The 12,799-nt window shown below is 52.4% G+C and carries 9 protein-coding genes; 4 read left to right on the top strand and 5 right to left on the bottom strand.

The window, feature by feature from the left end:
• Positions 1-15: 15 nt before the first annotated feature.
• A complete protein-coding gene (locus DA718_RS23605) occupies positions 16-1,011 on the bottom strand; it encodes a LacI family DNA-binding transcriptional regulator (RefSeq protein ID WP_112215775.1) in 996 nt (331 codons plus the stop codon).
• Positions 1,012-1,370: 359 nt separating this feature from the next.
• Here DA718_RS23605 and DA718_RS23610 point away from each other — a divergent pair, with 359 nt between their 5' ends.
• Together DA718_RS23610 and DA718_RS23615 are read left to right on the top strand one after the other, a co-directional pair.
• Positions 1,371-2,774 (top strand): sugar porter family MFS transporter, encoded by a 1,404-nt coding sequence (locus DA718_RS23610; RefSeq protein WP_112215774.1) that lies wholly within the window; start codon positions 1,371-1,373, stop codon positions 2,772-2,774.
• An 18-nt stretch (positions 2,775-2,792) separates the two neighbouring features.
• On the top strand, positions 2,793-4,844 hold the full coding sequence (locus DA718_RS23615; RefSeq protein ID WP_167492825.1) for a glycoside hydrolase family 36 protein: 2,052 nt from the start codon (positions 2,793-2,795) through the stop codon (positions 4,842-4,844).
• Between the two features lie 32 nt (positions 4,845-4,876).
• Here DA718_RS23615 and yacL read toward each other — a convergent pair whose 3' ends face one another.
• Positions 4,877-5,239 carry a protein YacL gene (gene yacL, locus DA718_RS23620; protein ID WP_112215773.1) on the bottom strand — a complete coding sequence of 121 codons (363 nt, stop codon included), beginning with the start codon at positions 5,237-5,239 and terminating at the stop codon, positions 4,877-4,879.
• 175 nt (positions 5,240-5,414) lie between these two features.
• Positions 5,415-8,012 carry a bifunctional aconitate hydratase 2/2-methylisocitrate dehydratase gene (gene acnB / locus DA718_RS23625; protein WP_130624398.1) on the bottom strand — a complete coding sequence of 866 codons (2,598 nt, stop codon included), beginning with the start codon at positions 8,010-8,012 and terminating at the stop codon, positions 5,415-5,417.
• 355 nt (positions 8,013-8,367) lie between these two features.
• Between acnB and DA718_RS23630 the strand changes: the two genes are divergently transcribed.
• Together DA718_RS23630 and DA718_RS23635 are read left to right on the top strand one after the other, a co-directional pair.
• Complete coding sequence (locus DA718_RS23630) at positions 8,368-9,954, top strand: DUF3300 domain-containing protein (protein WP_112215503.1); 1,587 nt, start codon at positions 8,368-8,370, stop codon at positions 9,952-9,954.
• A gap of 10 nt (positions 9,955-9,964) precedes the next feature.
• Positions 9,965-10,765, top strand: coding sequence for a DUF2950 family protein (locus DA718_RS23635; protein WP_112215504.1), 801 nt, complete (start codon positions 9,965-9,967; stop codon positions 10,763-10,765).
• Between the two features lie 49 nt (positions 10,766-10,814).
• On the opposite strand, the gene DA718_RS23640 is transcribed toward DA718_RS23635, so the two are convergent.
• Together DA718_RS23640 and lpdA are read right to left on the bottom strand one after the other, a co-directional pair.
• Complete coding sequence (locus DA718_RS23640) at positions 10,815-11,099, bottom strand: hypothetical protein (RefSeq protein WP_112215505.1); 285 nt, start codon at positions 11,097-11,099, stop codon at positions 10,815-10,817.
• 162 nt (positions 11,100-11,261) lie between these two features.
• Entirely contained in the window at positions 11,262-12,686 is a 1,425-nt protein-coding gene (gene lpdA, locus DA718_RS23645) for a dihydrolipoyl dehydrogenase (protein ID WP_110272779.1), read from the bottom strand.
• Positions 12,687-12,799 lie beyond the last annotated feature (113 nt).

Here is a 12,799-nt window from a genome sequence, read left to right on the forward strand (position 1 = left end):
GGGAAGCTCCGTTTATCAAATATTAACCTGCAGGTCTAACAAAACCGCCCTTGCTTCTTTATTTCCCTCAGTCACCCGCAGCACCGCCTCGCCAAGCTGACGGCCGATCTCTTCATGATCGACGGTAAACATGCAGGTTGTCGATGACAGCTTGCCCGAGAAATCACTGCTCGCTGCAGCGCACAGCATTGATTTCTCCGTCAGTCCACAATCAGGCAATGCCGCCAGATAATGACTGGCCCCCATCAGAAGAAAATCATTGATAAAGATAATAAAATCCGGTTTTTCAGCCTGATGCATAAACTGTCTGGCAGCCTCTTCACCAGACTGCTCGGTCACCGCGCCAAAAAAGATCAGCCCATCGTCCAGCTGTTGACCCTGCAGATGTAACTCCTGTAAGCACCCATCAAGAAACTGCTTCCCGTGCATGCTGTCAGCGCCTAGCGTCGCAACAGCAATACGCTTTGCCCCCTGGTGCATTGCATAGCGGACGCACTGACGCCCCATTTCTTCATGATGAAAATCAACCCAATTAAAATGACCGTTCAGCACCCGGCTTTGTCCCATCGTGACGAAAGGAAACCGCAGATCGTTCAGCAGCAAAATACGATCATCATCAATACGCGTATCTGTCAGGATGACCGCATCAGCACGGTTTTGCTCAATTATTTTTTTCAACAGCAGGTGCTCGCCCTGCCGGTCCGTGGTGATGTGGATAACCGGGTCAATACCGCTCTCTTTAAGACTGGATTGCAATCCTCTGGCAATACGCATAAAGAAGGATGCGGTATGAATATTTCCACCATCTGCGGCAGGCAGCAGCAACGCTACAACACCAACTTTACCGCTACGCAGATAGCGAGCGGAAGCGTTTGGCCGATACCCCAGTTTTTCCGCCGCCTCAAGGACCTTTTTACGCGTATGACTACTGATATCGCTTTTGTTATTCAACGCTTTCGAAACCGTCGCTGTCGAAAGATTCAGAAACTCAGCCAGTTCTTTAATATTCATTTTTCTTTATGGACTAAATTGCTTCAGACAAGGATATTCTTGCCAATCTAAACCATTAATTTTCCGATGACAATAAAAAAGCGTTTTAACACGACATCATAATGTTGCAGAGATCACATTTACGCAGACAACACCATTGCCAGAGATATTTTTCAGATCTAGCATAAAAAATACGAAATCGATTAAGTATTTTTATTAGATATCTCTATAGCCTAAATAATTCGAGTTGCATCACGGCGGCAACTAAGCGCATCCCTGGGAACGTACAAATAGTACGTGACCGGGGTAAGCGCAGGCAGCCAACAAAGATGCGGCTTGAAGTATGACGGGTATAAACAAAACTAACAAAGGTAACCCCTATGCAATTAGATAACCCGCTTCCTGTTGCAACATCCGTCAATAAAACACGGCCGCAGGTGATCTGGATTTGTCTGCTGGCGGCCCTCGCCGGTTTGTTATTCGGCCTGGATATTGGCGTCATCTCCGGCGCGCTCCCGCTTATCGCCAAAGAATATCATCTGCTTGATAATCAACAAGAATGGATCGTCAGTTCAATGATGGTCGGTGCAGCAGCAGCGACTCTGTGCAGCGGTTTTCTGGCTTATCGATTAGGACGTAAATATGCCCTGTTAATTGCCGCTGGCTCATTCTGTATCGGTGCTATTATTTGCACCTGCGCCGTCAGCGCGGATATGTTAATCATCGGGCGCCTGATTCTCGGCGTAGGACTCGGCGTCGCATCTTACGCAACGCCTCTATATCTTTCTGAAATTACGCCAAAAAATATCCGCGGCGCGATGATTTCCGCTTATCAGCTAATGATTGCTCTCGGAATTTTAATAGTCTTTCTGACCAATACCGCGTTTAGCTATAGCGGCAACTGGCGTGGAATGCTGTTGGTTGTGGCCATTCCATCACTGATTTTCCTTTTTGGCGCTTTGTTCCTGCCTCGCAGCCCACGCTGGCTGATGATGCATGGCAGAGAAGAGGATGCCAGAGCCGTATTGCTGTGCCTGCGCAACAGCCGCGAAGAGGTTGAAAGCGAGCTCCAGGAAATTAAAGAACAGCTTAAAGTTAAACAACATGGCTGGCATTTATTTAAAGAAAATAAACACTTTCGCCGTAGCGTCGGATTAGGGATTGTCCTGCAAATTATGCAGCAGTTCTCCGGCGTCAATGTGATGATGTACTACGCGCCACGCATCTTCCACGAAATTGGCTTTAGCTCCACGGCAGACCAAATGTGGGGAACGGTAATTGTTGGCCTGGTGATGACTGTCGCTACCTTTATCGCCGTCGGCTTTGTCGACCGTTGGGGACGTAAACCTATGCTATATATTGGTTTTATCACCATGGGTATTGCGATGAGCGTGGTAGGCTCACTACTGGGTGGTGATGCGTTATCGATGATGGAAAAAGGCATCACCGTGGCGATGCTACTGCTGTTTATCATCGGTTTTTCTATGTCAGCAGGCCCGCTAATCTGGTTATTGTGCTCCGAAATTCAGCCATTAAAAGGGCGCGAATTTGGTATTACCTGTTCCACGTTTACTTGCCATATCGCCGGGATGATTGTCAGTGCGACCTTCCTGTCACTACTCAATACATTAGGTAGCGCTCATACGTTCTACTTATATGCTTTATTAAACCTTACAGCCATTATCATTATTTATTTCTTTGTTCCTGAAACAAAAAACATTTCACTAGAAAAAATCGAACAGAATCTAATGGCAGGAAAAAAATTACGCAACATTGGCCGATGATAAAAGGGAGTATCGGACATGAGTTTTATAGAATTTACTGAAGATAATTTGCATATTTCTTTTTCGCTTAATGAAAAACAGCAAATTTATATTAGCCGGTTTTCAACAACCACGGATTCTGCGGCGCACGGGGAGTTTCCGCTGGTACAGGTACATGCCAGCGGCTACAACCAAAACGATCACCATGCCCGGAAGCATACCGGTAGCGAGCCGGGTTCATCGTTACGCTACCAGTCCCATCGTTTTAGCGAAAATAAGCTGGGCAAGAAGCTTGAAATCAGCCTTAGCGGTGAAGCGATCGGCGTCTGCTGGCATCTTCAGCATTTTCGTGACACGCACTCAATGCAAGTCTGGAGCGATGTACGCAATGACTCCCCGGAACACATCGGCCTGGAATATGTCAGCTCCTTAACGCTGTTTGCCATTGACAGCAAGCCGTGGGAAAAAACCACGCTTCTGCACTTACCGCACAATAACTGGTATGGCGAAGCTCAATGGAAAAGCCGCACGCTTCCGGAACTCGGGTTGGATAAGGTAAACCATTTTTCGCTCGATCGTCTCTCGATAGAAAACGCCGGCACCTGGTCCAGCATCGGTTATTTACCCTGCGCCGCTTTTGAGGATACATCCGCAGGCACCACGCTACTGTGGCAGATTGAACATAGCGGCTCATGGCAGTGGGAAATCGGCGACTTCCGCGATCGACTCTACTTGCAGGTCAGCGGACCAACCGAGAACGAAAGCCACTGGTGGAAAAATCTCTCGCCGGGGGAAACTTTCACTTCTGTGCCGGTCGCCGTTGCGCTGGTCCGGGGGGGATTACAAGAAGCGCTACAGGAAATCACTCGTTATCGGCGAAAAATAGTGCGCCCGTCGTCGGATAACCAGCGGCTCCCGGTGATATTCAATGACTATATGAACTGTTTATCCGGCGATCCGACCACCGCGAAGCTGCTGCCGTTGATTGACGCCGCCGCGAAGGCGGGATGTGAATACTTTTGTATCGACTGCGGCTGGTACTCTGACGGTGAATGGTGGGATGGTGTCGGCGAATGGCTCCCCGCACCAACGCGCTTCCCGGGAGGGATCCGCGAACCGCTCGATTATATTACTGCCAAAGGTATGAAATCAGGGTTGTGGCTGGAACTGGAAGTGATGGGAATTGCCTGTCCGCTGGCGCAATCCTTACCTGACGCGTGTTTTTTCCTGCGCCACGGCAAAAGGGTCATTGACCACCAGCGCTATCAGCTGGATTTCCGCCATCCTTTAGTGCTGGAGCATGCCGACCGGGTTATTTCCCGCCTGGTCGAAGAGTATGGCGTCAGCTATATCAAAATGGATTACAACATCAATGCGGGCAGCGGGACCGACTACGCCGCCGATAGCCCCGGCGACGGATTGCTACAGCACAATAGGGCTTATCTTAGCTGGCTGAAAAACACCATGGATCGCTACCCGCAATTGGTGATTGAAAACTGCGGCAGCGGCGGATTGCGCATGGATTACGCGCTTTTGCAGCAGCACAGCATTCAATCCGTAACCGATCAGACTGATTACCGCTTAATGGCATCTATCGCCGCCGCGGCAGCCTCGGCGGTCACGCCTGAACAGGCCGCCATTTGGTCTTATCCCTTACGTGAAGGCGATCGTGAAGAAGTGGTGATGAACATGGTTAACAGCATGCTGCTGCGGGTTCATCAAAGCGGGCATCTGGCGGAACTGAGCGAAGAGCGTTTCACATTGGTTCAGGAAGGGATCGCACTGTATAAATCGTTTCGCCAGCAGATCCCCCACCTGGAGCCTTTTTGGCCGCTAGGAATGCCCTCTTTCGCTTCCCCATGGCTGGCATTCGGCCTGCGCAACGAAGATGAAGCCTGGCTGGCGGTGTGGCGAATGGAAAGTGAACAGGGCTCAATCATGCTGCCGCTTGATGACATCTCACAAGCCAGCTGCGTATACCCGCGCTTTGCCAAAGCGCTCTGTCTACCTGAATTCAACAAACATGAACTGATGATTTCACTACCGGAGAAACTGACCGCCAGATTGTTTCATCTTACCTTCACCCACTAAACGAAAACCGCCTCCCGATTGGGAGGCGGTCATCAACGCTGCTGCATGAACTCGCGGTATGCGGCAACGACCTGTAAAAAATCCTCAACGCCGCACAGAGAGAGGCTTTCTTCGTCGTAATAGCTCATTCCCTCTTCGATCTCATCACCAGAAAAGTCCAGCTGATTAGCACGGATCATGACTTCTTCACCATCCAGCCATAATGTGTACTCATGACCAGCACGCTGCCAGGAACGTTCACTGCCTTTAACGGTGCTTGCGGCCTGCTCCACCTCATCCAGCAGGGCAAGGTTATCTTTAACCTCTTCGTTGAACCAGTGGCCAATCGCCTCATGGTCCATCGACATTCGCACCTTTACCCCGCCGGTAATATCGCGCAGAAATTCGTAATCCATAGTCTTTTCCTCTGCAAGGGCAATGCGTCACCGCTGCACTGTACCCATAGAATCATTATCGCAGCAGTAAGAGAGAAAAAAAGCGTAGCGGATGGAGGGATTAGAAATAAAAATGCCCGGTGACGCAAAGTTCACCGGGCATTGAAGGGATTATGTACAACGCAGGCTTAGCGCATTACACCGCCGTCTGGAAAATCACCCCGTCAGCCTTCTCAGTGTACTGACCAAGCTGGTCGAAGTTCAGATAGCGGTAGGTATCCGCCGCCGTCTTATCCACCTGCGCAACGTAGGTCTGGTACTCTTCCGGCGTCGGCAGCTTACCGATAAGCGCCGCGACTGCCGCCAGCTCCGCAGAAGCCAGGAAGACGTTCGCACCGGTACCTAAACGGTTCGGGAAGTTACGGGTTGAAGTCGAGACGACCGTCGCACCGTCGGCTACACGCGCCTGGTTACCCATGCACAGCGAACAGCCCGGGATTTCAATGCGCGCACCGCTCTTACCAAACACGCTGTAGTAGCCTTCTTCGGTCAGCTGCGCGGCGTCCATACGGGTTGGCGGGGCCACCCACAGGCGGGTTGGCAGCTGGCCTTTGTGGCTGTCCAGCAGCTTACCGGCGGCACGGAAGTGGCCGATGTTGGTCATGCAGGAACCGATAAACACTTCGTCGATCTTCTCGCCCTGCACATCGGACAGCAGACGCGCGTCGTCCGGATCGTTCGGCGCACACAGGATTGGCTCTTTGATATCCGCCAGATCGATGTCGATCACCGCTGCATACTCTGCATCCGCATCACCTTCCAGCAATTGCGGATCCGCCAGCCATTTCTCCATGCCCTGCACGCGACGTTCCAGCGTACGGCGATCGCCGTACCCTTCCGCGATCATCCACTTCAGCAGCACGATGTTCGAAGTCAGGTACTCAACGATCGGCTCTTTGTTCAGTTTGATGGTACAGCCAGCAGCAGAACGCTCAGCGGAAGCATCGGTCAGTTCAAACGCCTGTTCGACTTTCAGATCCGGCAGACCTTCAATTTCCAGGATGCGGCCGGAGAAGATGTTTTTCTTACCTTTCTTCTCAACGGTCAGCAGGCCCTGTTTGATTGCATACAGCGGGATCGCGTGCACCAGATCGCGCAGGGTGATACCTGGCTGTATCTTGCCTTTGAAACGAACTAAAACGGATTCCGGCATATCCAGCGGCATCACGCCGGTCGCCGCAGCAAACGCCACCAGGCCAGAGCCCGCCGGGAAGGAAATGCCAATCGGGAAACGGGTATGGGAATCACCGCCGGTACCCACGGTATCCGGCAGCAGCATACGGTTCAGCCAGGAGTGGATAACGCCGTCACCCGGACGCAGCGACACACCGCCACGGTTCATGATGAAGTCTGGCAGCGTGTGGTGCGTGGTCACGTCAACCGGCTTCGGATACGCCGCCGTGTGGCAGAAGGACTGCATCACCAGGTCAGACGAGAAGCCCAGGCACGCCAGGTCTTTCAGTTCATCACGGGTCATTGGACCGGTGGTGTCCTGAGAACCGACGGAGGTCATCTTCGGCTCGCAGTAAGCACCCGGACGGATACCGGCCACGCCGCAGGCGCGACCCACCATTTTCTGCGCCAGAGAGTAGCCACGATTGCTTTCCGCCACATCTTTCGCCTGACGGAAAACGTCGCTGTGCGGCAGACCCAGCGCTTCACGCGCTTTGGTCGTCAGACCACGACCGATAATCAGCGGAATACGGCCACCGGCGCGCACTTCGTCAACCAGCACGTCGGTTTTCAGCTCAAAGTTAGCCAGCAGTTCGTTGGTTTCGTGGTTACGCACTTCACCTTTGAACGGATAAACGTCAATCACGTCACCCATGTTCAGTTTGTTGACGTCCACTTCAATCGGCAGCGCGCCCGCATCTTCCATAGTGTTGAAGAAGATAGGGGCAATTTTACCACCGAGGCAAAGACCGCCGCCGCGCTTGTTCGGCACGTTCGGGATATCGTCGCCCATAAACCACAGCACCGAGTTGGTGGCCGATTTGCGGGAAGAACCGGTCCCCACCACGTCGCCAACGTAGGCCAGAGGAAAACCTTTCTGCTGCAACGCTTCGATCTGTTTGATCGGGCCAACGCTGCCCGGCTGATCCGGGTCAATGCCTTCACGGGCGTTTTTCAGCATCGCCAGAGCGTGCAGCGGGATATCCGGGCGGGACCAGGCATCAGGGGCCGGAGACAGGTCATCGGTGTTGGTTTCGCCGGTGACTTTAAAAACGGTGACGGTGATTTTTTCAGCCAGCTGCGGACGGTTCAGGAACCACTCGGCGTCTGCCCAGGATTGCATGACCTGCTGTGCATATTCATTGCCCGCTTTGGCTTTCTCTTCCACGTCGTAGAAGTTATCGAACATCAGCAGGGTATGGGAAAGCGCTTTCGCGGCAATCGGCGCCAGTTTTGCGTCGTCCAGCGCATCAATCAGCGGATGAATGTTGTAACCGCCCTGCATGGTGCCCAGCAGTTCGATGGCTTTTTCAGGGGTAACCAGCGGGGAAGTCGCTTCGCCTTTGGCGATTGCGGCAAGGAATCCGGCTTTAACATAGGCGGCTTCGTCGACGCCCGGCGGTACACGGTTAATTAACAGATCTAACAGGAATTCTTCTTCGCCAGCAGGCGGATTCTTCAGCAGCTCAACCAGGCCGGCCATTTGGGTTGCATCTAAGGGTTTTGCAACAATCCCTTCGGCGGCACGCTCAGCTACGTGCTCACGATATTCTTTTAGCACGACGGTATCTCCTCGCTCTCATTGTCATATGCGGTCGGCGATCTCTTCACGCTCCTGTGAGACAGCAGTTTGTAGGGTAAATGCCCGATACCGCGTCGGCAGCATAGCAGGATTTTAGGGAGGTGTTAATCTGTTTACAAAAAAGCAACATTAAAAATTAGCTGAATCGTTAAGGGCAGAATATTGCAGGTTTTCTGTCAGTTTCGCGGAATATAAAATTAATTCTGTTACACATAACTGGCCAAAATCCCAACAAAAATCAAAAACGCAAATAGGGTCTCTTTATACTCAGGCAATCCCCCGCTTTTCGACAATACTATGTCAAAACGGGCCAATTTCTGTGCCGGGAGTTCTCATGACACTGCCTTTCAAACCCCATGTGCTCGCACTGCTTTGTAGCGCCGGGTTATTAGCCGCCGCGGGTATTCTCTATGTTAAAAGTCGGGAACCACAACCCATACCCGAACCTCCGGTCGTGGTACAGGCCGCGCCTGCGCCAGCCGCTGCTCAACCAGTGACAACCACTTATACCCCAGCGCAGATCGATCAGTGGGTGGCGCCAATCGCGCTGTATCCGGACAACCTATTGTCACAGGTGCTGATGGCCTCCACCTACCCAAGCAACGTAATACAGGCGGTGCAGTGGTCGCAGGATAATCCCACCATGAAAGGCGATCCGGCGGTACAGGCGGTGGCCAATCAACCCTGGGATCCCAGCGTAAAATCGCTGGTCGCCTTCCCATCGCTGTTAGCGTTAATGGGAGAAAACCCGCCGTGGGTGGAGAATCTGGGTAACGCGTTTCTCGCCCAACCGCAGGATGTGATGGATTCGGTACAGCGCTTGCGCGCTATCGCCCAGCAAACCGGAACGTTGAAATCGACACCGCAGCAGAAAGTCAGTACCAGCGTGAAAAATGTCCCACCACCGCGCGCCCAAACCAAGAATGGGGTAACGGTCGTTTCGACGGCTCCACCGGCTCCGACGGTCATCAAAATAGAATCCGCCGATCCGCAGGTTGTCTATGTTCCCAACTACAATCCAGCCGTTGTTTACGGTACCTGGGCCAACACCGCCTATCCGCCGGTCTATTTACCGCCGCCTCCGGGGGAGCAGTTCGCCGATAGTTTCGTCAAAGGTTTTGGTTACAGCCTTGGCGTCGCCACAACGTACGCGTTATTTAGCAACATCGATTGGGATGATGACGATCACCACCATGATGATGACTATCACCATCACGATGATGACCATCATGACGGCTACTCGCATAACGGCGATAACATCAATATCAATGTAAACAACTTCAATCACATAACGGGCCAAAACTTGCCGGGCAATAATGCCAACTGGCAGCATAACCCGGCCTATCGCGGCAATATTCCTTACCCTAATAACAACGTCACGCAGCATTTCCATCAGACCAGTGTTCCAGGCGGGCTTAGCGCCACTCAGCATTCACCGGTAGATCGTAATGAGCAGCGTCAGGCGGCAATGACCCAGTTGCAGCAGCGCACGGGTACCACGGCAACGGCGGGTAATCTGGCAACGCACTCCCCTTCCCGCGACGCGCAGCGGCAGGCCGCCTCACAGCAGCTCCACCAGGTCACCCAGCGTAATAACTATCGTGGCTATGACAATACGCCTGCGGTAAAAAATAGCGCCACGCAGCAGCATAGGGAGACGGTGAAAGCGCAGGTTCAGCACCCCACTGCGCAGCAACAGCAACGTCGTGAACAGTTCCAGTCGGCGACGCCTGAACAGCGTCAGCAGAAGCTCGGTAACCTGCATGCCAATGCGCTAAGCGGTAACGACAGTCGCGCCCCCTCCTGGCAGTCTCAACAAGAGCGAGGACGACAGAGTCGTCATATCTCAGGTTTAAACAGCGAGCAGCGCAGCGCGGCCAGAGAACATCTTTCCGAACATCGTGAATTGCGTCGCCGCTGAGGATAAGAAGATGAAAAAGCACCTACAAATGACGCTGCTAGCGCTGGTCATGACACCGATGATGGCTCTGGCACAACAAGAATTCTCCACGCCTGAACAAGCTGCAAGCGCGCTGGCTGAAGCAATCAGTCAGCATGATGAATCTGCGCTGGATACGCTGCTCGGTGACAATTGGCAGCAGTTCTTACCACCGGACGGCATTGCGCATGATGCGGTAGACCGTTTTCAGCGCGACTGGCAAGTCAAACATAACGTTGTTCGCCAGGACAATAGCGCATGGCTGGACGTCGGCCAGGAAGAGTGGCGGCTGCCCATCCCCATCATCAAGGGCGATGATGGCTGGCATTTTGATATGGCTGCCGCAGAAGATGAAATTCTCACCCGCGCTATTGGCCGCAATGAGCTCTCAGCGATTCAGGCGATGCATGCTTATGTTGATGCCCAACAGGATTTCTATCAGTTAAATCACGCCTGGGCGCAAAAAATAATCAGCAGCGAAGGTAAAAAAGATGGCCTCTACTGGCCTGCTGCGCCAGGAGAAACGCCCAGTCCGTTAGGGCCAGCCTTTAGTCCATCAGAGCCTGGCGAAGGCTATCATGGCTACCGCTTTCGTATAATTAAAGATAGCGATAATCAAGGCGTTGCTCTGCTGGCATGGCCTGTCGAATGGGGACAAACTGGCGTAATGAGCTTTATGGTTAACCAAAATGACCAGGTCTGGCAAGCTAACTTAGGTGAGGAAACGCAAAGCAAGGCACAGGCAATTAGCGCATTTTCGCCTGATCCAGACTGGCAGACCATCAATCAATAAAGAATGCCCGGCACGCGATTGCGCCGCCGGACAGTGTCACCGCATTAACTTAGCCCTGATGAGGCATCAGCGACGGATAGCCCGCAAAAGCTGGCTTAGTACTGGTCAGCGCCGCTTCATCAGAGCTGATGCTACCTGAATTCGCCGCCCATACCCCTTCGCTGGTCTTCGTAATCTGCTGATGCTGCATATTCAAATCCTGGCCCATTGCCGCAATATGGGTGCTTTCGGTACCGCCGCTGTTATCAGCCCAGGGAATGGAGGCATCAGCAGCGCAGGCCATACCAGAAACCAAAGCCGCAGCCAGCAGCGTCGTCGTTAATAATCTTTTCATCACACACCTCGCATATAGTTAACTATCTATAAGTTTACAAGGTGATTATTTTTCAAGTATTAATAAGGTATGCAATTTTATTAACGACGACACAGTTGTAAACATCAACCATAAAAAAAGCGGCTCACAGAGCCGCTTATCGATTTTGCCTGAAAGAAAAACTTACTTTTTCTTCGCTTTCGCGTTCGGCAGGTCGGTGATGCTACCTTCGAAGACTTCTGCCGCCAGGCCAACGGACTCATGCAGAGTCGGGTGAGCATGGATGGTCAGTGCGATGTCTTCAGCGTCGCAACCCATTTCGATAGCCAGACCGATTTCACCCAGCAGCTCGCCGCCGTTGGTACCGACAATCGCCCCGCCGATAACGCGGTGAGATTCTTTGTCGAAAATCAGTTTGGTCATACCGTCTGCGCAGTCGGAAGCGATAGCACGGCCAGAAGCAGCCCACGGGAAGGTGGCGGTTTCGTAGCTGATGCCTTTCTCTTTCGCTTCTTTCTCAGTCAGACCAACCCAGGCAACTTCTGGCTCAGTATAGGCGATGGACGGGATCACTTTCGGATCGAAGTAGTGCTTCATACCGGAGATAACTTCGGCAGCAACGTGACCTTCGTGAACACCTTTGTGCGCTAGCATCGGCTGGCCGACGATATCGCCGATAGCAAAAATGTGCGGCACGTTGGTACGCAGTTGTTTGTCAACGCGGATAAAGCCACGCTCGTCTACTTCAACGCCTGCCTGGCCAGCATCGAGGTTTTTACCGTTCGGCACGCGACCGATAGCCACCAGTACGGCGTCGTAGCGCTGCGCTTCAGCCGGCGCTTTTTTGCCTTCCATGGAAACGTAGATACCATCTTCTTTCGCTTCAACGGCAGTGACTTTGGTTTCCAGCATCAGGTTGAACTTCTTGCTAATGCGTTTGGTGAAGACTTTTACCACGTCTTTATCGGCAGCCGGGATCACCTGGTCGAACATTTCAACCACGTCAATCTCTGAACCCAGCGCATGGTACACGGTACCCATTTCCAGACCGATAATACCGCCACCCATAACCAGCAGGCGTTTTGGTACAGTTTTCAGCTCCAGAGCGTCGGTGGAATCCCATACGCGCGGGTCTTCATGAGGAATGAACGGCAGTTCAATCGGACGGGAACCCGCCGCGATGATCGCGTTGTCAAAGTTGATCACGGTTTTGCCGTTTTCGCCTTCGACTTCCAGGGTGTTAGCACCAGTAAATTTACCCAGACCGTTAACCACTTTCACTTTACGGCCTTTGGCCATACCAGCCAGACCGCCGGTCAGTTGAGTGATAACTTTTTCTTTCCAGGTACGAATTTTATCGATGTCAGTTTTCGGCTCACCAAAAACGATGCCGTGTTCGGCCAGCGCTTTCGCTTCTTCGATAACTTTCGCAACGTGCAGCAGTGCTTTAGAAGGGATACAGCCGACGTTCAGACAAACACCGCCCAGGGTGTTGTAACGTTCTACGATTACGGTTTCCAGACCTAAATCAGCGCAACGGAAGGCAGCAGAATAACCTGCGGGGCCTGCCCCAAGTACCACGACCTGAGTTTTGATTTCAGTACTCATCATGACCTCTGTAATTTGTATCCGGCGGGTCTGACGCTATTGTTTTTACGCCCATGTCCACCGGGACGTTCTATCCGCAAGCATTTTACAAAATTGTTAACAATTTTGAAACA

Source organism: Klebsiella huaxiensis (assembly GCF_003261575.2).
GTDB classification, from domain to species: Bacteria; Pseudomonadota; Gammaproteobacteria; order Enterobacterales; family Enterobacteriaceae; genus Klebsiella; species Klebsiella huaxiensis.